The 21,818-nt window shown below is 67.1% G+C and carries 20 protein-coding genes and 1 pseudogene; 9 read left to right on the forward strand and 12 right to left on the reverse strand.

Going from position 1 to position 21,818, the window contains the following annotated elements:
* Positions 1-58: 58 nt before the first annotated feature.
* The 3 genes and pseudogenes from MF6396_RS09925 to gnd all read right to left on the reverse strand — a co-directional run.
* Positions 59-1,858 (reverse strand): glycoside hydrolase family 15 protein, encoded by a 1,800-nt coding sequence (locus MF6396_RS09925; protein WP_054915454.1) that lies wholly within the window; start codon positions 1,856-1,858, stop codon positions 59-61.
* A 10-nt stretch (positions 1,859-1,868) separates the two neighbouring features.
* Positions 1,869-3,368, reverse strand: a complete 1,500-nt coding sequence (gene zwf, locus MF6396_RS09930; RefSeq protein ID WP_054915455.1) for a glucose-6-phosphate dehydrogenase — start codon at positions 3,366-3,368, stop codon at positions 1,869-1,871.
* Positions 3,365-4,351 (reverse strand): annotated as a pseudogene (gene gnd / locus MF6396_RS09935) (phosphogluconate dehydrogenase (NAD(+)-dependent, decarboxylating)); the annotation flags it as partial. The gene zwf and the pseudogene gnd, both read right to left, overlap by 4 nt.
* 191 nt (positions 4,352-4,542) lie before the next feature.
* On the opposite strand from gnd, the gene MF6396_RS28785 reads away from it, so the two are divergent.
* On the forward strand, positions 4,543-4,713 hold the full coding sequence (locus MF6396_RS28785; protein WP_221181553.1) for a DUF6026 family protein: 171 nt from the start codon (positions 4,543-4,545) through the stop codon (positions 4,711-4,713).
* On the opposite strand, the gene MF6396_RS09940 is transcribed toward MF6396_RS28785, so the two are convergent.
* Positions 4,710-5,318, reverse strand: a complete 609-nt coding sequence (locus MF6396_RS09940) for a LysE family translocator (protein WP_078480208.1) — start codon at positions 5,316-5,318, stop codon at positions 4,710-4,712. The genes MF6396_RS28785 and MF6396_RS09940 overlap by 4 nt on opposite strands.
* A gap of 120 nt (positions 5,319-5,438) precedes the next feature.
* On the opposite strand from MF6396_RS09940, the gene MF6396_RS09945 reads away from it, so the two are divergent.
* The gene (locus MF6396_RS09945; protein ID WP_078480209.1) at positions 5,439-6,320 is read left to right on the forward strand and encodes a LysR family transcriptional regulator; all 882 of its coding nucleotides are present in this window, start codon (positions 5,439-5,441) and stop codon (positions 6,318-6,320) included.
* A 270-nt stretch (positions 6,321-6,590) separates the two neighbouring features.
* Positions 6,591-6,725: a hypothetical protein gene (locus tag MF6396_RS29210; RefSeq protein WP_274521381.1), complete on the forward strand. Its 135-nt coding sequence runs from the start codon at positions 6,591-6,593 to the stop codon at positions 6,723-6,725.
* A gap of 39 nt (positions 6,726-6,764) precedes the next feature.
* Here MF6396_RS29210 and MF6396_RS09950 read toward each other — a convergent pair whose 3' ends face one another.
* Positions 6,765-8,987 (reverse strand): TonB-dependent receptor, encoded by a 2,223-nt coding sequence (locus MF6396_RS09950; RefSeq protein WP_078480210.1) that lies wholly within the window; start codon positions 8,985-8,987, stop codon positions 6,765-6,767.
* Positions 8,988-9,225: 238 nt separating this feature from the next.
* On the opposite strand from MF6396_RS09950, the gene MF6396_RS09955 reads away from it, so the two are divergent.
* Positions 9,226-9,672, forward strand: a complete 447-nt coding sequence (locus MF6396_RS09955) for a GNAT family N-acetyltransferase (RefSeq protein WP_078480211.1) — start codon at positions 9,226-9,228, stop codon at positions 9,670-9,672.
* A gap of 79 nt (positions 9,673-9,751) precedes the next feature.
* Here MF6396_RS09955 and MF6396_RS09960 read toward each other — a convergent pair whose 3' ends face one another.
* From MF6396_RS09960 to MF6396_RS09970, 3 genes are all read right to left on the reverse strand, one after another.
* Positions 9,752-10,303 (reverse strand): DUF4174 domain-containing protein, encoded by a 552-nt coding sequence (locus MF6396_RS09960; protein WP_043860195.1) that lies wholly within the window; start codon positions 10,301-10,303, stop codon positions 9,752-9,754.
* 243 nt (positions 10,304-10,546) lie between these two features.
* Positions 10,547-12,907, reverse strand: coding sequence for a DNA polymerase II (locus tag MF6396_RS09965; protein ID WP_078480212.1), 2,361 nt, complete (start codon positions 12,905-12,907; stop codon positions 10,547-10,549).
* A 54-nt stretch (positions 12,908-12,961) separates the two neighbouring features.
* Entirely contained in the window at positions 12,962-14,176 is a 1,215-nt protein-coding gene (locus MF6396_RS09970) for an MFS transporter (RefSeq protein ID WP_078480213.1), read from the reverse strand.
* Positions 14,177-14,293: 117 nt separating this feature from the next.
* Here MF6396_RS09970 and MF6396_RS09975 point away from each other — a divergent pair, with 117 nt between their 5' ends.
* The 5 genes from MF6396_RS09975 to MF6396_RS09995 all read left to right on the forward strand — a co-directional run bounded on the left by MF6396_RS09975 (position 14,294) and on the right by MF6396_RS09995 (position 17,899).
* Positions 14,294-15,247: a LysR family transcriptional regulator gene (locus MF6396_RS09975; RefSeq protein WP_078480214.1), complete on the forward strand. Its 954-nt coding sequence runs from the start codon at positions 14,294-14,296 to the stop codon at positions 15,245-15,247.
* A 36-nt stretch (positions 15,248-15,283) separates the two neighbouring features.
* Positions 15,284-15,970: a hypothetical protein gene (locus MF6396_RS09980; protein WP_078480215.1), complete on the forward strand. Its 687-nt coding sequence runs from the start codon at positions 15,284-15,286 to the stop codon at positions 15,968-15,970.
* Between the two features lie 83 nt (positions 15,971-16,053).
* Positions 16,054-16,752, forward strand: a complete 699-nt coding sequence (locus tag MF6396_RS09985) for an AzlC family ABC transporter permease (RefSeq protein WP_043860191.1) — start codon at positions 16,054-16,056, stop codon at positions 16,750-16,752.
* Entirely contained in the window at positions 16,749-17,072 is a 324-nt protein-coding gene (locus tag MF6396_RS09990) for an AzlD domain-containing protein (RefSeq protein ID WP_043860190.1), read from the forward strand. Before MF6396_RS09985 ends, MF6396_RS09990 begins: the two co-directional genes overlap by 4 nt.
* Positions 17,069-17,899, forward strand: coding sequence for an AraC family transcriptional regulator (locus tag MF6396_RS09995; protein ID WP_078480216.1), 831 nt, complete (start codon positions 17,069-17,071; stop codon positions 17,897-17,899). Before MF6396_RS09990 ends, MF6396_RS09995 begins: the two co-directional genes overlap by 4 nt.
* 70 nt (positions 17,900-17,969) lie before the next feature.
* Here MF6396_RS09995 and MF6396_RS10000 read toward each other — a convergent pair whose 3' ends face one another.
* The 4 genes from MF6396_RS10000 to MF6396_RS10015 are packed head-to-tail and all read right to left on the reverse strand — an operon-like array spanning position 17,970 to position 21,799.
* The gene (locus MF6396_RS10000) at positions 17,970-18,722 is read right to left on the reverse strand and encodes an ABC transporter permease (RefSeq protein ID WP_058541148.1); all 753 of its coding nucleotides are present in this window, start codon (positions 18,720-18,722) and stop codon (positions 17,970-17,972) included.
* The gene (locus tag MF6396_RS10005) at positions 18,722-19,921 is read right to left on the reverse strand and encodes an ABC transporter substrate-binding protein (RefSeq protein ID WP_043860187.1); all 1,200 of its coding nucleotides are present in this window, start codon (positions 19,919-19,921) and stop codon (positions 18,722-18,724) included. The genes MF6396_RS10000 and MF6396_RS10005 overlap by 1 nt, the downstream gene beginning before the upstream one ends.
* Positions 19,887-20,735 (reverse strand): ABC transporter ATP-binding protein, encoded by an 849-nt coding sequence (locus MF6396_RS10010; protein WP_043860186.1) that lies wholly within the window; start codon positions 20,733-20,735, stop codon positions 19,887-19,889. Before MF6396_RS10010 ends, MF6396_RS10005 begins: the two co-directional genes overlap by 35 nt.
* On the reverse strand, positions 20,732-21,799 hold the full coding sequence (locus MF6396_RS10015; RefSeq protein ID WP_078480217.1) for an acyl-CoA dehydrogenase family protein: 1,068 nt from the start codon (positions 21,797-21,799) through the stop codon (positions 20,732-20,734). Before MF6396_RS10015 ends, MF6396_RS10010 begins: the two co-directional genes overlap by 4 nt.
* Positions 21,800-21,818 lie beyond the last annotated feature (19 nt).

Genomic DNA, 21,818 nt, shown 5'->3' on the forward strand with positions numbered 1-21,818 from the left:
CTGGGCTGTTGCTCCTGCACTGCAGGAGCCGACCTTGCCGGCGAAGCGGCCACCGCAGTCACCCGCAGCGGGCCCTGTCGCGCACCGGACACTGCGCCCGGTGCAGGTTCAACGCCGTGTTGATGATGCCGATATGGCTGAAGGCCTGCGGGAAATTGCCCAGCATGCGGCCACCTTGCGGGTCGTACTGCTCGGCCAGCAGCCCCACATCGTTGCACAGCCCGCACAGGCGCTCGAACAACGCCTGGGCCTCTTGCTGGCGCCCCAGCAGCACGTACACGTCCGCCAGCCAGAACGAGCACACCAGAAACGTACCCTCCCCCGGCGCCAGCCCATCGCAGCCGCTGTCGCTGTCGTAGCGGCGCACCAGCCCGTCATGCAGCAGGCGCTTCTCGATCTGCGCCAGGGTTGCCAGAAACCTCGGGTCGTCGGCTGGCAGAAAACCGGTCAGGGCAATCTGCAGCAGGCTCGCGTCCATCTCCTGCGAGCCATAGGCCTGCACAAAACAGCCCAGCTGCGCATCGACGCCCTGCTCGCACACCTGGCGATGGATCTGCGCGGCCACCTCGCGGTAGTGCGCAGCCTGGGCCTTGCCCTCCTCGGTCGGCTCGCTCAGGCTGGCCGCCCGATCGAACGCCACCCAGGCCATCACCTTGGAGTGGGTGAAATGCTGCTGCGGCCCGCGCACCTCCCAGATGCCCTCGTCGGGCTGGCGCCAGATGGTCTCCAGGTACGGCATGATCACCCGCCCGATCGCCGCACTGCGCGGCAAGCGCGGCAGGCCGCCACGCATCGCCTGACACAGCGCATCGGCCACCTCGCCATAGATGTCCAGCTGGTGCTGCACCGCCGCGGCATTGCCCACCCGCACCGGCTGCGAACCGGCATAGCCGGCCAGCCAGGGCAGCTCGTACTCCGGCAGCCGGCGCTCGCCGGCCAGGCCGTACATGATCTGCATCTGCTCGGGGTTGCCCGCCACCGAGCGCAGCAGCCATTCGCGCCAGGCCTGGGCCTCCTCGAAGTAGCCCAGGTTCATGAACGCCAGCAAGGTCATGGTGGCATCGCGCAGCCAGCAGTAGCGGTAATCCCAGTTGCGCTCGCCACCCAGGTGCTCCGGCAGCGAGGTGGTGGCCGCGGCCACGATGCCGCCGGTGGGTGCATAGGTCAGCGCCTTGAGGGTGATCAGCGAGCGCTTGACCCGCGCCGTGTGCTCGCCCACCTGCGGGCAGCGCGCAGCAAACTCGCGCCACTTGTGCGCGGTGTCCAGCAGCGCCTGCTCCGGCTCGAAGGCCGGCTGCAACGGCAGGTGCGATGGCTGGTGGCTCAGGCTGAAGGTGTGGCGCTGCCCGGCCTTCACGCTGAAGCGGCTGCCGGTATGGTGATCGCGTGCGTGGGTGCTTACCGTACTGCGCAGGGTCAGGCGGTCCGGCCCTGCCACCGCCGTCAGGGTCAGCGGGTCGAGCTTCTCGACCCAGGGCACGCTGCTGCCATAGTCGAAGCGCATCACCAGGTCCATGTCGAAGGCCACCTCGCCCTCCAGCCCCTCGACGATGCGCAGCACGCTGTGGTGCGCATCGTCCAGCGGCATGCAGTCGATCAGCCGCGCACGGCCGCTGGCAGTCACGAAGGTGGTGTGCAGGATCAGGGTGTCCTGCTGGTACTCGCGGGTTACCTCCAGTGGCGCTTCGCGCGGCGCGATCTGCCAGCGCCCGTTTTCTTCGTCGCCCAGCAGCGCGGCAAAGCAGGCCGGCGAGTCGAAGCGTGGAAAGCACAGCCAGTCCAGCGAGCCGTCACGGCCCACCAGTGCTGCGCTGCGGCAATTGCCCAGTAGTGCGTAGTCTTCGATGGCGCCCGTCATGAACCTCCCGTCAACCAATGCTGTGCCAGACCCGCCGATCGCGGGCCAGCAGTTCGTCGGCCGCCTGCGGCCCGTCTTCCCCGGCCGCATACGGCTGCACCTCACCGCCCTGCGCCCAGGCGTCCAGGAACGGCTGCACCGCACGCCAGCCGTTCTCGATGTTGTCGGCACGCTGGAACAGCGTCTGGTCGCCCGTCAGGCAGTCGTAGATCAGGGTCTCGTAGCCCGTGGAGGGCTGCATCTTGAAGAAGTCCTTGTAGGCAAAACCCAGCTCGACGTTCTCCATGGCCAGGGTCGGCCCCGGGCGCTTGGCCTGCAGGTCGAACCACATGCCCTCGTTGGGCTGGATCTGGATCTTCAGGTAGTTGGGCTTGGGCCGCTCGGCGTCGCTGTCGCGAAACTGCGCATAGGGCGCCGGCTTGAAGCAGATGGCGATCTCGGTGTCACGCACGCTCATGCGCTTGCCGGTGCGCAGGTAGAACGGCACGCCCACCCAGCGCCAGTTGTCGATCATCACCTTGAGCGCCACGTAGGTTTCGGTCTGGCTATCGGGGTCGACCCGTGGCTCTTCGCGGTAGCCGGCCAGCTTCTTGCGCCCCTGTTTGCCCGCGGTGTACTGCCCGCGCACCGAGTTCTTCAGGGCCATGGCCTTGGACCACGGGCGAATCGCGCCGATCACCTTGGCCTTTTCACTGCGCACCGCGTCCGCGCCAAAGGCGGCGGGCGGCTCCATCGCCACCATCGCCAGCAGCTGGAACAGGTGGTTGGGCACCATGTCGCGCAGTGCCCCGGTGGTGTCGTAGAAGGCGCCACGGGTTTCCACGCCCACCGTCTCGGCAGCGGTGATCTGCACGTGATCGATGTAGTGGTTGTTCCAGAACGCCTCGAACAGGCCGTTGGAAAAACGGCTGACCAGGATGTTCTGTACCGTCTCCTTGCCCAGGTAGTGGTCGATGCGGTAGATCTGCTTTTCGCTCATCACCTTGAGCAGGCAGGCGTTCAGCGCCTCGGCGCTGGCCAGGTCCGAACCGAAGGGCTTCTCCACCACCACCCGACGAAAGCCGTTGGCCTCGTCCAGCAGCCCGGCCGCCCCCAGTTGCTGCACCACGCCGCTGAAAAAACGCGGCGAGGTGGCCAGGTAGAAGATCGCGTTGCCGGTGCGCCCCTTGTCGATGCGCTCGGCGATGGCCTGGTAGGTGGAGGGCTCCATGAAGTCGCCGGTGAGGTAGCCGATGCCCTTGGCCAGGCGCTTCCACAGCTTGTCGTCCAGGCACCGGGTGGCGCCCTCGCCCTGGTCGCGTTCACGCATGAAGGTTTCCAGGCGCTCGGCAAATTCGCCGTCGGTGGCCGGGTTGTGGTCGACCCCGACGATGCGCATGCCTTTGTCCAGCAGGCCGTCGCGGTGCAGGTTGTACAACGCCGGCATCAGCAGGCGTTTGACCAGGTCGCCATTGGCGCCAAACAGGAACAGGGTACAGGCTGGTGCCGCTTCGACGTCGTGTTCACTCATTCGGGCTTCTCGACATGGCCACCAAAACCGAAGCGCATCGCCGACAGCAGCTTGTCACCGTAGGTGCCCTGCTGCTGGCGTGAACGAAAGCGCGCGAACAGTGCGCTGGACAACACCGGTACCGGCACCGCCTGCTCCACCGCCGCATCGATGGTCCAGCGCCCTTCGCCGCTGTCGGACACCGAGCCGCTGTAGCTGCCCAGCTGCGGATCGGCCACCAGTGCATCGGCGGTCAGGTCCAGCAGCCACGAGGTGACCACGCTGCCGCGGCGCCACACCTCGGCGATTTCGGGCAGGTTGAGGTCGAAGCGCTGGTCGGCCGGCAGGCTCTCGCTGGCCTTGGTCTTGAGGATGTCGAAGCCCTCGGCATAGGCCTGCATCAGGCCGTACTCGATGCCGTTGTGGATCATCTTGACGAAATGCCCGGCGCCGGGTGGCCCGGCATGGATATAGCCCTTTTCGGCGCGCTCGCTGGGGCCGGTTCGGCCACGGGTACGTGGAATGTCGCCCTCACCCGGTGCCAGGGTGGCGAACAGCGGCTCGAGGCGTTCGAAAATCGCCTGCTCGCCGCCGATCATCATGCAGTAGCCGCGCTCAAGGCCCCACACGCCACCGGAGGTGCCGACGTCCACGTAGTGCAACTGGCGCTCGGCCAGGTGCTGGGCGCGGCGGATGTCGTCCTTGTAGAAGGTATTGCCGCCGTCGATGATCACATCGTCCGCTTCCAGCAGGTCGGCCAGTTGCGCGATGGTCTGCTCGGTGGCCTCGCCCGCCGGCAGCATCACCCAGACCGCGCGCGGCGCGTCCAGTTGCTGCACCAGTGCGGCCAGGTCGGCGGCGCCTGTGGCGCCCTCGGCCACCAGCGTATCGATGGCGGGCGCGTTGCGGTCATGCACCACGGTGTGGTGCCCCTCGCGCATCAGGCGCCTTGCAATATTGCCGCCCATGCGGCCCAGCCCCACGATTCCCAGTTGCATGTGCCGATGCTCCGTAAAGTGTAGAAAGCCTGCTCAGGCCTTCAAGGTTAGTCCAGGCAGGCCCGGGTTGGTTTCATCGACCAACGGCACGACAGCGATAAACAAAAAAGTTCCCATGACAGGAAAAAGAATTCAGAATCGCGGCCGATCGAGCGTCTACGCTCAAACCATGTACCAAACCAATTGCGAGGTGTGCAATGGGAACCTTGATGTCAGCGAGCCCACCCCAGACCCTTTACGTGAGCGTGCGCCGCGACGAACTGCGCCGCCTCAAGGAAGAACGCGACCAGTTGCAGCGTCAGGTGGCGCAGCTGAGCCTGCTGTTGCAACAGGCCCAGGGCAGCGACAAGGCCGTGGTCACTCTCTAGGCGGCCAGCAGCGCCCGCGCCGAATACACAGCGCCGGCCACCGCCACCAGCAACAGCACCAGCCCCGACAGCCGGGCCACCAGCGCCCGGTGCCGCTGCGCCAGGGCGCCGCGCATCAGCGCGATGTACAGCGCCAGCACCCCCAGGTCGACCACCAGCCACAACGCCGTCAGCACCCCGATGCTGGTGCCGAACGAGGCCGTGACGTGGATGAACTGCGGGAAGAACGCCACGAAGAACAGAATGTCCTTGGGGTTGGCGATACCCACCGCAAAGCCGTGCCACCAGCCACTTGCCCTGGGCGGCGGCGCATCCTCCACGGCTGGCGCACGCAGCGCCCCCAGCCCCAGCCAGGCCATGAACACGCACCCCACCAGCGCCACCGCATTGAGAACCACCGGGCTGAGTGCCAGGCTGCCGGCCAGGATCAGCGCAGCGGCGGCCACCAGCACCAGGGAGGCGGCATTGGCCCCCAGCGCCGTGCGTATGGCCGCCCCGGTGCCCGAACGCCCGCTGGTGCCGACCACCAGCGCCACCACCGGCCCAGGGGTGGCGATCAGAATGAGTACAGTGCCCAGGTAGGCCAACAGCAGCGTGGTGTTCAAAAGAGGCTCCTTTGTCGTCAATGCAGGTCAGGTGCAGAGTGTGCGCAGCTGCATGGCCCTTGAAAAACGCAAAATGCTCTGCCCTACTACGACAAATACTCATCATGGACTGCCCCTGGCATGGTTGAACGTCTGCCCCCGTTGTATGCACTGCGCGCCTTTGAAGTGGCGGCGCGTACCTGTTCGTTCACCCGCGCCGGGGAAGAGCTGGCGCTGACCCAGAGCGCCATCAGCCGCCATATCCGCACCCTGGAAGCCCAGTTCGGTTGCCGCCTGTTCGAGCGCCACGGCCCGCGCCTGCGCCTCACCGATGCCGGGCGGCGTCTGGCCGAGCAACTGGGGGCGGGCTTTGCCCTGATCGAACAGGCCTGCCAGCCGTTTCGCAGCGCTTCGCGCCACCTGCGCCTGAAGGCGCCCTCCACCCTGACCATGCGCTGGCTGCTGGGCTGCATCCAGCGTTACGCCCAGGCCGACACCGTGCAGCTGGCAAGCGTGTGGATGGACGTCGACAGCGTGGATTTTGCCAGCGAGCCCTACGACTGCGCGGTGCTGCTGGGCAATGGGCAGTTCGGTGGGCAGGTCGAGGTGTGCAGGCTGTTCGATGAGCGATTGATCCCGATCTGTGCGCCGGGGTTGCTGGGGGAAGGCGTGTGGGATGCGCAGCGGCTGGCCGGGGTGGCGTTGCTGCACCCGTCCAATGACCGGCGGGACTGGCAGCGCTGGCTGCGCGGGGCGGGCCTGCTCGAGCAGGTCGACCTGCAGCGCGGCACGCTGTTCGATACGCTGGAGCAAGGGATTGCGGCGGCCATGGCCGGGCATGGCGTGTCGATCGGCGACCTGGCGCTGGTGAGCGACGATGTCCGCGCCGGGCGGCTGGCGTTGCCGTTCGAACAGGCGGTGGCAACGGGGGATGCCTACTACCTGGTGTGGCCGGTGGGCAGTGCGTGGCGCGAGAGCATCGAGCGGCTACGGGTGTACCTGCTGGGGCAGTTGCCGGCCTGAAAAACTTCGCGGGTCAAGCCCGCTTCCACAGGTACGGCGCTGGTTTCGAGAACGGCGCTGTACCTGTGGGAGCGGGCTTGACCCGCGATAAGGCCCTCAAGCCCGACCTCAGTTCGAACAGGCGGTGGCAACGGGGAATGCCTACTACCTGGTATGGCCGGTGGGCAGTGCGTGACGCGAGAGCATCGAGCGGCTACGGGTGTACCTGCTGGGGCAGTTGCCGGCCTGAGAAACTTCGCGGGTCAAGCCCGACCTCAGTTCGAACAGGCGATGGCGACGGGGGATGCCTACTACCTGGTGTGGCCGGTGGGCAGTGCGTGGCGCGAGAGCATCGAGCGATTGCGGGTGTACCTGCTGGCCTCTTCGCCGGCAAGGCCGGCCCCTACAGACGGCGCAACCTTGTAGGAGCCGGCCTGGCCGGCGAAGAGGCCCGCAAGAGCGACCTCAGAACCGCGTCGTGGCACTCACCCCGAACGTCCTGCGATCCCCCCGCGCATCCCACGCCACATCGAACGGCAGCGGCACGCTGTCGGTCTTGTACTGCTTGTCGGTGAGGTTGTTCACGTAGGCGGTGAAGTCCAGGTCATATTGCCCGCCCACATGGTACGTGGCGCTGGCATTGCCCAATGTGTAGCCACCCTGCGACACGCTGTGGTCGGCCTGCGCGGTGGGCAGAAAGAAGATCCGGCTCTGGTAGCGCCAGTCGGTGCCCAGGGTGATGTCGTCGCCGTTCTCCAGCGCAATGCGATAACTGCCCCCCACCGCCAGCGTGCGCGACGGCGAACGTGCAATGCGGTTGCCCGAGTAGTCCACGCCCCCCGATTCGAAGTCCTGCAACTCGGTATGCAGCAGCCCCAGCGAGCCATGCAGTTCCAGGTTGGCCAAGGGCAGCGCCTGCAACTCGAACTCGGCACCGCGTATCACGCCCTGGCCGCTGTTGGTCAGCAGCGACACCACCTGCCCGTTGCGCACCGACACCGCGTTCACCTGGATGTCCGAATAGTCGTAGTAGAACACGTTGGCATTGGCGATCAGGCGCTCGTCGAACCACTCGCTCTTGACCCCCAGTTCGTAGGCGTCGACGTTCTCCGGCGCCACCACCGAGGCCTCGGCCTGCACCTGCGCCCCGCCGCTGAAGCCGCCGGAACGAAAGCCCTTGGCATAACGAAAGTACACCCGCGCGTTGTCGTTGAGCTGGTATTCGGGGGTGAAGTCGTAGGTCAGCTTGTTCCAGGTGCGTTTCTCGTCCTGCACCACCGTGGTCGCCAGCGGCCCGCTGTAATGCTTCCACCAGTCGTTGCGGTTGCTGAAGTCGACACTGGCAGCATCCGGCGCGGCCACCCGGCGCAGGTCGATGTCCTTGGTTTCGCGGGTCCAGCGCAGGCCGGCGGTGAAGCTCAGGTCGTCGGTGGCCTGCCAGGTGCTGCTGCCAAACAGCGCGAAGCTGTCGGTCTTCTGGTCGATGTCGGTACGCCCGAAGTCGGCCACGCCGAAGGCCTGGTTGTAGGCTTCGGGGAACAGCGCGTTGCTGTTGTGGCTGTCGAGCTGTTCGTGGAACAGGTGGGTGCCGACGATCCAGCTCACCGGCTGGTTCTTCGCCGACGACAGGCGCAGCTCCTGCGATACCTGCTTCCAGCGGTCGTCGTTATAGCCACGGCCGAACTCGTAGATGCTCATGTTCGGGCTCTGGGCCTTTTCGTGCACGTCGTCGAAGGCGGTGATCGAGTCCAGTTGCAGCTCGCCAAGGTCCCACTTGAGCGCCAGTTGCAGGCCGTTGTGCTCGATGCGGTCATCGGCCTTGCCGGTGAAGGCGACCTTGTCGGAGGCAGGCTTGGGCGCGGGCCCGAACAGCGTGCTGCCGCCCGGCCCGGCACCCCAGGCGCGGGCCACGATACCTTGCCCCTTGTAGTCACGGGCGTGCAGCTGCAGGGTGGCCTGCAGGTCGTCGTTGACCTGGGCCAGCAGTTGCAGGCGCAGGGCCTGGTCGTGGATGTCGCCGGCGGTATGGCCATCGACCTCGTTCTTGAGCTGGCCGTCGCTGCTCTGGTCGATGAACGCCACCCGCGCGGCCAGGCGGTCCTTGACCAGGGTATCGCCGTAGGCACCTTCGTACAGGCGCGAATTGTAGTTGCCCAGGTCGAGCTTGAAGTAGCCGTTGGCGCCGTCTTCGAAGCTTGGCTTGCGCGACACGAAGTTGATCGCGCCACCGGTGGTGTTCTTGCCCCACAGCGTGCCTTGCGGGCCGCGCAGCACCTCGACGCGCTCCATGTCGTAGAGCGGGAAGCCGGTGGCCACGTGCGGGTCGATGTACACGTCATCGGTATAGATGCCCACCGGGTACACGGTGGTCGAGGCCATGTCGCCCGAGCCCATGCCGCGGATGTACCAGCGCGGGCGCTGGTGCCCGGCGAACTCGGGGGCGATGGCGTTGGGCACGTTCTGCAGGGCCTTGCCGGCACTGAAGCCGCCGCCGCTGCGGTCGATCTGGCGGTCACTGACCACCGAGATCGCCGAGGGTACGTCCTGTACCGATTCTTCGCGCTTCTGCGCGGTCACGGTGACGGTGGGCAAGGCGTCGGCGGGCGGTGCGGCGGCAAGCGCAGCGGCGCCGTGCAACGTGGCGGCAATGGCCAGGGCAAGGGGTAGATAGGCGGTAGGGGAAGGCATGGCGGGGGTTCCGATGAGTCAGGGTAAGCGGACTATCGCAAGCGGCGTGCCAATGATACATGTACTTGATTTATATGAGTTTTATGGATAAACAGCGAGCGTACTGCTGGCCAGGCAACAGTGAGGCAGCAGTGGGTTGTGTGCCAGGCATCAGGGCCTGTTCACCGGCAAAATGCTGCCCTGCGACAACGCCTTGATTTAAGGTAGGCGCTTGCTGCCACCCACCAGGAGCCTGCCGATGATCCGCCCCGCCACCGCCCACGACGTTGCACCTGTACAGGCACTGATCGAGGCTGCCTATGCGCTGTACATTCCACGCATCGGTGCCAAACCGGGGCCGATGCTGGAGGATTACGCCGCGCTGATCGCCCAGGGTCGGGTCGAGGTATTCGAAGAGCAGGGTCAGGTGCTCGGTGTGCTGGTGCTGATCGCCCAGGCCGATGGCCTGTTGCTCGACAATGTCGCGGTAAGCCCGGCCGCTCAGGGCCGCGGGCTGGGGCGACAACTGATGGCGCATGCCGAAGCGCGGGCCCGGCAGTTGGGGCTGGAGGTGGTGCGGCTGTACACCAATGAAGCGATGAGCGAAAACCTGGGGCTGTATGAGCGGCTGGGTTATCGCGAAACCCACAGGGCCGTGCAGGCGGGGTTTCGGCGGGTGTTCATGGAGAAGCGGCTGGGCGACTGAAGTGCTTGGCCGGCAAGGCCGACGCCTACAGGCGTAGCGCTGAACCTGTAGGCGCCGGCCTTGCCGGCGAAGGGGTGTCTCAGTCTTCCAGCGGCTTGGGCGGCGCAGCCGGCTTGGCGGGCTTGGCCGGTTTGGCATGCTTGCCCGGCTTGCCCTCTGGCGCAGGCTCGGCGGCGGGCGCTGCGACCGTCGGCGCCACAATGGCCTTTTCGCTGGCCGGCAACTGGTCGACCGCCGCGAAGATCTGCTCCGGCTCCACCGTGCCGTCATGCTCGATGATGTGCTTCTCTCCGTCCTTGCCCACCAGCACCACCTGGGTGCCCTTGCGCGCGCCCAGGCTGAGTTCGCGAATCAGCGCCATGGTGGTCTGCTGCTCGAGGTTCTTGTCGTCACGCTTGCCGACCATGCCCGCCACGCTGTAGAGCACCAGGTTGCGCTCCTCGAACTTGCTCTTGGTCGCCGGGTCCTTGAGGGCCTCGTTCAGGGTGCGCAAGGTCGGGTCGGCGGTGCTGGGGGCAATCACGATCAGGGGTCTGGACTTGCCCAGGTCAACGGCCAGGGGCGCGTCGTCGGCGAGCAGCGGGCTGGCGACTGCCAGCAGGGTGGCGAAGGTCAGTGACCGAACAAGCATGTGCATCTCCTTCTTGTTTCCATGCACCAAAGACTACAGATCAAAGCGAAAGATCCGAGCGAGCCTAAACGACTGCCCGCGTGTGTGGACGTTTACAAAAGTAACTTTCGGTTTCAAGGGTAGCTGTGCATGTGCAGAGGATAGCTGAAGGTCAGGGATGTGTCGGGCCACTGGCCCCTTCGCCGGCCAGGCCGGCTCCTGCAGGTTCGCTCAATGGTGGTGTGCAGGGGCGCAACAGCCCCATCAGAACAACCCCATCTGCCGATCGATCAGGGTGCTGAAGTCATCCCCCACAAACGGCAGTATCGCATCGGCCACCGGCTGCAGCTGCCGGGTCAGGTAATGCTCGTAGTCGATGCCGTTGCGCCGGTTTTCCAAAGGCTCGGGCCCGGCCAGGGTCATCACGTAGCTGATCCACCCGCCATTCTGGTACTGGCGTGGCCGCCCCTGGCTGTCGTTGAACTCGTCGGCCATACGCGCCGCCCGCACATGCGGCGGCACGTTGCGCTGGTAGTCGTCCAGGGGCCGGCGCAGGCGCTTGCGGTAGACCAGCTGATCGTCCAGCTCCCCGGCCAGGGTGCGCTGCACGTAGTCCTTCACATAGGCCTGGTGCGGCCTGCGCTCGAAAATGCGCTGGTACAGCTCCTGCTGAAAGTGCTGTGCCAGCGGCGACCAGTCGGTGCGCACGGCCTCCAGGCCCTTGTAGACCATCTCGTCGGGCCCGCCCTCGCGGTGCACCAGGCCTGCATAGCGCTTCTTGCTGCCCTCCTCGGCACCGCGGATGGTGGGCATCAGAAAGCGCTTGTAGTGGGTTTCGTACTGCAGCTCCAGCGCACTGTCCAGGCCGTACTCATCGCGCAGGTGCTCGCGCCACCACTGGTTGACCTGCTGCACCAGGGCACGCCCGATCTCCCCGGCCTGCGCCTCGTCATGGGCCCGCTTGAGCCACACGAAGGTCGAGTCGGTATCGCCATAGATCACCGTGTAGCCCTGGGCCTCGATCAGTTCGCGGGTACGGCGCATGATCGCGTGCCCGCGCATTGTGATCGACGACGCCAGGCGCGGGTCGAAAAAGCGGCAGCCACTGGAACCAAGCACCCCGTAGAAGGCGTTCATGATGATCTTCAGCGCCTGCGACAGCGGCGCATTGTGTTCGCGCTTGGCCTGCTCGCGGCCCTGCCACACGCGCTCGACGATGGCCGGCAGGCAATGCCGGGTGCGCGAGAAGCGTGCGCCGCGAAAACCCGGCACCGAGTGTTCGTCATCCGGCTCGCGCAGGCCCTCGACCAGGCCGATAGGGTCGATCAGGAAGGTGCGGATGATCGACGGGTACAGGCTCTTGTAGTCCAGCACCAGCACCGACTCGTACAGGCCGGGGCGCGAATCCATCACGAAGCCGCCGGGGCTGGCCTCGTCCGGGCGCCCGCCCAGGCTTGGGGCGACGAAGCCCTGGCGGTGCATCAGCGGTATGTACAGGTGACAGAACGCCGCCACCGAACCGCCGCTGCGGTCGGCCGGCAGGCCGGTGACCGTGGCGCGTTCGAGCAGAAAGGTCAGCAGCTCGGTCCTGGCGAAGATGCGCGTGACCAGCTCGCAGTCCTTGAGGTTGTAGCGCGCCAGGGCCGGCTTGTCCTCGGCGAACATGCGGTTGATTTCGTCCATGCGCTGGTACGGCGTATCGATGGCCTTGCCTTCGCCGAGCAGGGTCTGGGCGACGTTCTCCAGGCTGAACGAGGGGAAGCTCCAGGTCGCCGACCGCAGCGCCTCGATGCCGTCGATGATCAGGCGCCCGGCAGCGGCGGCAAAAAAGTGCGTGCGACTGCCGTGCTCGCGCCATTCCATCACCTCGCCGCCGCGCCCCAGGCGCAGCGGCACCTGCAACTGCTGGGCATGGGCGTGCAGCACGCGCAGGTCGAACTGCACCAGGTTCCAGCCGATGATCGCGTCGGGGTCGTGCCGGGCCATCCAGTCGTTCAGGCGCTCCAGCAGCTGGGCACGGCTGGCGCAGTACTCCAGGTCGAAGTCCACGCCACTGGCGTCGCCGTTGGCCGGGCCGAGCATGTACACCTGGCGCTGGCCACAACCTTCCAGGGCAATCGAGTACAGCTCGCCGCGCTCGGTGGTCTCGATGTCCAGCGACACCAGGCGCAGGTTCGGCCGGTAGTCCGGGGCCGGCTTGAGCTGGGCGTCGAGCAGCAGGCCGTCGGCATCGCGGCGGCCGCTGAACGTCACCGGGGCAGTGATGAAGCGCTCCATCAGGTAGCGCTCGGGCGGGCGGATGTCGGCTTCCAGCAGGTCGACGCCCGCGGCGCGCAGGCGTTTTTCCAGCTGCATCAGCTGGCGATGCTGGCGGCAGTACAGGCCCAGCACCGGTCGGTGGCGGAAGTCGCACAGCGCCAGCTCGCGCAGCTCGACGTCGCGTTCGGTGCGCAGCACCGCCTCGACATGGGCACGCTGGGTGGCGGCGACGAACGCCCCCGACGTCTGCCAGGGCAGGCGCAACTGGCGCGGGCCCTGGTCGGTCGCCAGCCAGAACTCCACGCATGTGCCCTCTGGCGTATCCCGCCAGTGCCGGGTCAGGACAAAGCCCTGTTGAACCTCCACCGCTGCAACCTCGTACCCCTGTCAATGCGCCGATTCTACCTGATAGTGCCGGGCTTACCCGGCATTGCGCCGCCCCAGCGGAAAACCGTGCCGGTGCGAACGCAGGGTCAGGGTCAACGCCAGCCCCACCAGCGCCAGCAGCAGCCACGGGAAACTCTGCACGCCCCAGTGGCTCAGCAGCACGCCGCCCACCAGCCCGGCCACGGCGATGGCCAGGTTCCACACGGTGACGATCATCGACTGCGCCACGTCCGCACCCTCGCCCGCCGCATCGGCACTGGCGGTCTGCAGCAGGGTGCCGGCACCGCCGAAGCTCAGGCCCCACAGCGCCACACTGAAGTACACCAGCAGCGGCGCACCGGTAGCCAGGCCCAGCAGCACCGACGCCACGCCGAAACCGACCAGGCTGCCCAGCACCAGCCGGCGCAGGTGGCGGTCGATCAGCGCGCCCACCACGCCAATCCCCATCAGCGCGGCGCAGCCGAACAGCAGCAGTACCGGGCCGGTGCTGCCGGCCATGCCGCCGGCCTGCAGAAACGGCACGATGTAGGTGTACAGCACGTTGTGCGCCAGCACCCAGGTGAAGATCACCGCCAGCACCGCGCTCACCCCGGGGGTGGCCAGCACCTGGCCGATGGCGGCACGCCTGCCGGCCGGCTGGCCGTCGAAGTCAGGCACGCTGAGCAGCACCCAGCCCATCAGCACCAGGGTCGCCAGCGATACCAGCACGAAGGTGCTGCGCCAGCCCAGCAGGTCGCCCAGCCAGGTGCCCGCCGGCACCCCCAGCGACAGCGCCAGGGGCGCGCCGATCATGGCCACCGCCATCGCCCGGCCCTGCTGGCTCACGCTGACCATGCGCCGTGCGTACCCGGCAATCACGCCCCACGCCAGGCCGGCCGCCACCCCGCACATGAAGCGCGCCGCCAGGGTCAGGCTGTAGTGCTCGGACACCGCCGTCACCGTGTTGAACACGCCGAAGCCAAGCACCGCCAACATCAGCACCCTGCGTCGGCGCCAGCCCTGGGTCAGGGTCACCAGCGGGATCGCCGCCAGCAGCGAGCCCAGCGCATAGGCCGTGACCAGTTGCCCGGCCATCGCCTCGCTGACCTGCAGGCCGCTGGCGATGTGCCCCAGCAGGCCGGCCGGCAGGGTCTCGGTGAGAATCGCGATAAAGCCGGCCATCGACAACGCCAGCAGGCCGGACAACGGGAACGCCGGTTCGGCCTCCACCCCTGCTGCGGCCTGGGCCGGGCAACTGCTCTGGGACATGGTGCAAACTCCTGAAATAAAAAAGTGACTGCACGGTAATCCTTCCCGCCACTGCGGAAAAAGACGGGTAGAATTCCGCACAATCCGGACACACCTGTCCGCAATCGGAGAACGACCATGGACAGCCTCAGCGGCTTCGTGGTGTTTGTGAAAGTGGCCGAAACCCGCAGTTTCGTGGCCGCCGGCAAGGCCCTGGGGGTCAGCGCCTCGGCGGTGGGCAAGCGCGTGGCGCGGCTGGAGAGCCGGCTGGCGGTACGCCTGTTCCACCGCAGCACCCGCAGCATCACCCTCACTGCCGAGGGCGCGCTGTTTCTGGAGCGCAGCCGGCGCATCCTGGCCGAAATCGAAGCCACCGAAGCCGAGCTGTCCCAGGCCAGCCAGGCCCCGCGCGGCAAGCTGCGGGTGAGCCTGCCCCAGGTCAGCAGCATGATCGTGCCGCTGCTCAGCGACTTCATCGGGCAGTACCCGCAGATCGAACTGGACCTGGACTTCAGCGACCGCATGGTGGATATCGTCGGCGAAGGTTTCGACGTGGTATTGCGGGCCGGCGAACCCTCCGATTCGCGTCTCAATGCCCGCCGCCTGGGCGACTTCCGGCATGTGCTGGTGGGCTCGCCGGCCTACTTCGCCGAGCACGGCACACCGCGCCATCCCCGCGAGCTGGCCCGTCACGCCGGGCTGCACTACCGCTTCCTGACCACCGGCAAACTCCAGCGCTGGCCACTGCGCCGCGCCGACAACGGCGCCGACCACGAGGTGCCGGTGTCGATGGTGTGCAACCACCTGGAAACACGCATCTGCTTTGCCATGCGCGGCCACGGTATCGCCTGCCTGCCGGACTTCACCATCACCCAGCAACTGGAACGCGGCGAATTGGTGACGGTACTGGATGAACACCTGGACCACGGCGGTTGTCTGTACCTGTTGTGGCCATCGGGGCGACAGATGTCGCCCAAGCTGCGGGTATTCATCGACTTCATGGAGCAACGGCTGTTTGCCCCGGTGCCGCCAACCGCTAGAATGCCGACCCAGGAGCCCCACCCAACCATGGATAGCCGGATACCGACATGAACAGCGCTGCCCTTTTTTCGCGGATGGAACGTTAACGTGTTTTCTGCCTGTCGCTACATCAGCCTGCTCTGTCTGCTGCCCACCCTGGCCCTGGCCGATGAGGTGCGCCTCGACCCCCACGCCGACCTGCTGTACCGCCAGGCCCTGCCGTTTCTGGAGCAGGCCGATGCACGCAGCCGTGCCCTGCCACTGACCCCCGAGCCCGGCGACCAGGAGCTGATCGGCGAGGTCGAGGCGCTGGGGCGCATCCTGGAACCGGCGGTGGCGCTGCTGCGCAAGGCGGCCGAACTCGACCACCCGGTGGCGCAGTACCGCCTGGCGCTGTTCTACATCACCTACCTGCCGCAGAACGACATCGCCAGGTCCGCCTGCCCGCTGCTCGAAGCCAGCATTCGCCAGGGCTTCGCCCCGGCCGCCCTGGGCATCACCACCTGGTGCCCGGCCTTCAGCGACAGCGCCGACTACCGCCAGGCGCTGGAACGCATACCGCTGAACAACACCCTGTACGCCCCCTATTACCCGCAGCCGGCGGTGCGCCTTGAATGCAATCGCCAGCAGCCCCAGGGGCTGAACATGCAGTGGGGGCGCCAGCGTGACTTCCAGGCCGAGGTCTACCGCCTGCTGGGCACCATCGACCCGGGCCAGCGCCTGACCTACTACCAGAAGGCCGTCGACATCAATGGCTGCCTGCCGGCGCAGCGACGCCTCACCAGCCAGCGCTGAAGTACGCGGGCACCGCAAGATCGTACAAGGCAAGCGCCCACGGCTCTGGCATCCTGTGCAACCGACCCCAAGCGTGTGTTGTCATGTCCCGTTCTGCCGTTGCCCGCACTGCCTACATCCAAGGCTCGATCGCCTGCCTGCCGCTGTCGCTGGCGGTGGCCCCCTGGGGGCTGCTGGCCGGTTCCATGGCCATCGAGGCCAACCTCACCCCGCTCGAAGGCCAGGGCCTGTCGGCCATCGTGTTCGCCGGCGCCGCGCAACTGGTGGCCATCGGCATGCTCAAGGGCGGCGCCAACCTGTTCTCGATCCTGCTCACCACCCTGCTGCTGACCTCCCAGCACCTGCTGTACGGCCTGTCGATGCGCCCGGTGATCGCCGACCTGCCGCTGCGCTGGCGGCTGGGCCTGGGCTTTCTGCTGACCGACGAATTCTTCGCTCTCACCAGCCAGTACGACCGCCAGCAGTTCAACCGCTGGTACGCGCTGGGCGTGGGCCTGACCTTCTACATTGCCTGGAACCTGTTCACCCTGGCCGGCATTGTGCTGGGGCGCAACATCCCGCACCTGGACCAGCTGGGCCTGGACTTCTCCATCGTCGCCACCTTCGTGGCGCTGATCGCGCCGCTGGTACGCAACCTGGCCACAGTGGTGTGCGTGGCGGTGGCCCTGTTCAGCTCGGTGCTGTTCAGCTACTGGCACTGGGAAACCGCGCTGGTGCTGGCCGGGCTGCTGGGCATGAGCGCAGGCTTCATCTGCCAGAAACTGACCGGAGCACGCACATGATCATGCTGCTGATCGTTGCCATGGGCCTGCTGGTGTTTCTCAACCGCTACGCCTTTCTCGAACCCCGCCTGCCGTTGCGCCTGAGTTCCAATGCGCGGCAGTTCCTGGGGTTTGCCGTGCCGGGCATGCTCACCGCCATTTGCGGGCCGATCGTGTTCATGCCTGACCACCAGCTCGACCTGAGCCTGGCCAACCCCTACCTGCTGGGGGCGATCGTGGCCGTCGTGCTGGTGCTGTGGACCCGCAGCGTGCTGCTGAGCATGTTGCTGAGCATGGGGTTGTTCTTCGTGCTGCGCTGGTGGTTGAACGGCGCCCCATGAAAACCGTGCTGCGTGAACAGACCCGCCTGTGGCAGGCCCAGGCGCTGGGCGACATCGAGATGCTGCATGCGCGCTACGTGCAGCAGCGCTTCGCCCCGCATGTGCACGAAGGCTACGTGATCACCATCATCGAGTCCGGTGCACAGCGCTTCTGGCACCGTGGCAGCGAGCACCTGGCGCCCGAGGGCAGCATGGTGCTGATCAACCCGGACGAGCTGCACACCGGTGCCAAGGCGCATGCCCACGGCTGGCGCTACCGTGGCTACTACCCCGAGCAGGAGCGCATCACCTCGGTGCTGGACGAGCTGGAGCTCAAGCGCGGCGGCCTGCCCATCTTCAAGGCCAGCGTGCTGCACGACCCGCAGCTGGCGCGTGCCTTCAGTGGCTTGCACAGCCTGGCCGAGCATGGCGCCAGTGCGCTGGAGCAGCAGACCGCGTGGCGCGAGGCGGTGTTGCTGCTAGTGCAGCGTCATGCCGGGGCGCGCGAGGCGCGTGCACCGGGGCAGGAGCCGCAGTCGGTGGCCAGGGCCAAGGAGCTGATGGATAGCCGGCTGGCCTACCCGCCGTCGCTGGAGGAGTTGGCGCTTGCGGTGGGGTTGTCGCCGTTTCATTTTGCCCGGGTGTTTCGCCAGGCTACCGGCCTGCCGCCGCATGCCTGGCTCAAGCAGCGCCGGCTGAGCCGTGCGCGGGAATTGCTCAAGGCTGATTGCCTGCCGTTCAACGTTGCGTTTGCGCTGGGGTATTCGGACCAGAGTCATCTGAACCGGCAATTCAAGCAGGCGTACGGCGTGACGCCGGGGGAGTATCGGCGGGCGTGTTCGATGTGAGGTGCCGGGCTGCCCCCCACGACCTGGAGCCAATGCAGGAGCCGGCCTTGCCGGCGAAGGGGTCAGCCCCTCACCCATGCACCCAGCGCCGATGCAGCCCTCGCGCCAGTGCATCCAGCATGAAGCCCAGCACCCCGATCACCAGCACCATCGCCATCAGCTCCGAGTACGCCAGCCGGTCGCGGGTATCCAGAATGAAATACCCCAGCCCCGCACTCACCCCGAGCATCTCGCACGGCACCAGCACGATCCACACTATGCCGATGGCCAGCCGCACGCCGGTCAGCACATGCCCCACCACCCCCGGCAGGATCACCTTGCGCAAGGTCTCCCAGCGCGTGGCGCTCAGGCTGCGGCTCAACTGCAACCAGCGCGGGTCGAGCTGACGCACACCCGCCGCCGTGTTGAGCAAGATCGGCCACAACGCGGCAAACGCCAGCAGGAAGTAGATCGGCGCATCACCCACCCCCATCAGCATCACCACCACCGGCATCCACGACAGCGGCGAGATCATGCGCAGGAACTGGAACGCCGGGGTGGTCGCCGCGTCCAGGCGCCGGTAGCTGCCCACCAGCAAACCCAGCGGCACGCCCACCAGCAACGCCAGCACCAACCCCACCAGAATGCGCTTGAGGCTCACCGCCACATGCTCGTACAGCTCGGCATGCCCCAAAAGCTCCAGCAGGCTGGCAAAGGTGGCCTGCGGCGCAAACCGCAAGGCCAGCCCGTCACCGCCGAACAGCACGATCCCACCCCACCACAGCAACAACAGCACCAGCAGCCCGGCGATACCCAGGGCCGCGTGTTTGACTGGCTTGACCATCAGACCGCGAACTCCTCGCTGCGCTCGAAGCTGTCGGGCAAGCCGAAGGCCTTGAGCCCGCCAACGGCACCGATGGCGTTGCGCACGAAGCGGTCATCCACCAGGTCGCGGGCGGTCTGTTGCGGGTCCAGTGCGGCCAGGAAGCCCTTGTCGCCTTCGATCAGGGTGTCCTTGAGGCGGCGCACCAGTTCCTCGGTGTAGCTGGGGAACGGGTACGGCTGGAAGTCGATGCGCTGCTCGTCCCACTGCGCATGCCGGATCGCCCCGCTCTGCACATACTGTTCGCGGCTGTCGGCAGCCGGCGTGAGCACCCGGCCCAGCACCTCGGGGGCATGCGGGGTGTAGCGGTTGGCACCGCTCTTGGACAGAATCTGCGCCGCCTCGGCGCGGTGATCGCGGGTCCACAACTGGGCCTTGACGATGGCGTTGACCACCTTCTGCGACCACTCGGGGCGGTTGTTCAGGTCGTGCTCGTGCATGAACACCACGCAGCATGCATGGTTGCGCCACACGTCCCCGGTAAAGCGCTGCACGCGCCCGACCTTGAGTTCCTCGGCCAGGGCATTGAACGGCTCGGCGACGATGTAGCCGGCAATGCGCTTGCTGGCCAACGCCGGCGGCATGTCCGAAGGCGGCAGCACCACCAGGTTGACCTCGTTGGCCGCCACCGCAGCCGCCGCCGCCCGCGACACCGGCTCCAAGCCGTTATCACGGAACAGTTGCTGCACCACCACGTTGTGAATGGAGTACCAGAACGGGATCGCCACCGTCTTGCCGCCCAGCTGCTTCACCTCGGTGATGTCCGGGGCCACGGTCAGCCCCGAGCCGCCCACGTGGTTCCAGGCCACCACCTTGGCCGGCACCTTGCTGCCGTAACGCGCCCATACGGTCATCGGCGACAGCAGGTGGATCACGTTGACCTGCCCGGAAATGAACGCCTCGATCACCTGCGCCCAGCTGCGCAGCAGCACCGGGCGCTCGGCCTTGATGCCCTCGGCCTCGAACAGGCCGTTGTTGTGCGCCACCAGCAGCGGCGTGGCGTCGGTGATCGGCAGGTAGCCGATGCGCACCGGCGCATCCGGCTCGGCGGCGGCACGCGCCTGCAGGCTGCTCAGCAGCGGCATCGCACCGGCGGCACTGAGCACCGCGCTGAGTTTGAGAAAATCACGACGAGTGTGGGTGAAGTCGTCCAGGCACATGGGCAGTCTCCGACGGCGTAGGCAAAGAATCGGTTGGGGAAGTGTGGGTGCGGCTCGCCCGCCGAAGGGTCTTGAGAATCTCGATGCGCAACGCGCCCAGTGCCTCGACCTGCTGCTCACGCGGGTGCGCCAGGTCGATGGGCCATTGGCCGAGGGTCCGCGCCGGGTGGTCGCCCAGTAGCAGGATGCGGTCGGACAACAGCAGGGCCTCGTCGATATCGTGGGTGATCAGCACCGCAGCGGTGCCGTGTTCGGCGATCACGCTCAGCAGCAGTTGCTGCATGTCGGCGCGGGTCACTTCGTCCAGCGCGCCAAAGGGCTCGTCCAGCAGCAGTACATGGGGCTGGCGCGCCAGGCAGCGCGCCAGCGCGGTGCGCTGGGCCATGCCGCCGGACAACTGCGCCGGGTAATGCTGGCGTGCATGCTGCAGGCCCACGGCGGCGATCGCATGGTCGATGCGCGCCTCGCGCTCGGCCTTGGCCAAACGCGGCTGGCGAGCGAAATCCAGGCCGAAGGCGACGTTGCTTTCCAGGCTCAGCCAGGGCAGCAGGCTGGGGTCCTGGAACGCCACCGCCACCCGTGGATGCGGGCCGTCCAGCGGCTCGCCGAGCAGGCTCACGCGACCATCGCGCGCCGCCTGCAAGCCGGCCAGTACCCGCAGCAGGCTGGACTTGCCCACCCCGCTGGGGCCCAGGATCGACACCACTTCGCCCGGCGCCAGGTCCAGGTCGAAGCCTTCGAGCAGGGTTTGCCAGCCCTGTTCGCGGGCGTAGCCCAGGCTGATACCGCGGGCCTGCAGTACCACCTTGCTCATGCTGCGCGTGCCTGGCGTTGCAGCTCGGCGCGCAGTTGCACCAGGCTCGGGGTCACGATCGGCACGAACGCCGACTCGCGCCAGCGCCGCGCAAAGCCTGCGCCGTACTCGCTCAGGTAGGCCTTGCCGCCGCTGGCCTGCAGCTCCAGTTGCAGCGCCTCGCCAACGATCTCGGCCAGGCTGATGCGCACCTTGAACAGCGACGCCGGGTTGCCCAGGAAGCGCCCGTCGAGCAGGCCGGCCTTGAGCTCGCTCACCACATCGGCCAGCAGCTCGCGCTGCGCCTCGAGGGTTTGCGCCAGCACCGAACGCACCCCCTGCAGGTGCCCCTGCGCTTCCTGCAAGGCGCGCCGCGCCAGGCCGATGGCCATGCCGCACTGCAGGCCCAGGAACGCCGGGCGCACCGCCGGCAGGAACTGCCGGGCATCCTCATGCAGCAGCCAGTCGCGGCCCAGGGCCACCTGATCGAAATCCAGCGCGGCGGTATTGCTCGACTGCAGGCCCATCAGTTGCAGGTCGGGGGAACGCTGCACCCCCGCGATGCCGTCAGGGATCGCCACCACGAACGGTGCACCGCCTTCGGCGCGGTCGATGGCGGCCGCCACCACGAAGCCGCCCTTGCGCAGGTTGGTGACCCAGTGCAGGCGCCCGTTGAGCGCCCAGCCCTGCTCGCCGCGCGCCGTGGCGCTGACCTGCAGCGACTCGATGCCGGACAGAAACTTCATTGCGTTGGAGAGCCCGGTGGCACCGGCCAGCTCACCGCTGAGCAACGACGGCAGCAGGCGCTCGCGCAGGGCGCTGTTGGGGCTGTGCAGCAGGTATTCGATAAAGGCCCGCTGGCCCCAGAACACGAAGGCGGCGGCCAGCGAATAGCTGGCAACGCTGGCCACGGTTTCCACGGCGTCGGCCACACTGGCGCCGCTGCCGCCCTGAAGCGGGTCCACACCCACACCCAGCACCTTGGCTGCGGCCAGTTGCCCCAGCACCTGCTGCGGGTCGCACCGGCCCTGGTCGAGCGCCTCGGCATTGGCCTCCAGCCAGTGCTGCAATACGGGATCAAGCATGTTCTTTCCTCCTTAGAAC

The sequence above is a fragment of the Pseudomonas sp. MF6396 genome, assembly GCF_002018915.1.
Taxonomy (GTDB): Bacteria; Pseudomonadota; Gammaproteobacteria; order Pseudomonadales; family Pseudomonadaceae; genus Aquipseudomonas; species Aquipseudomonas palmensis.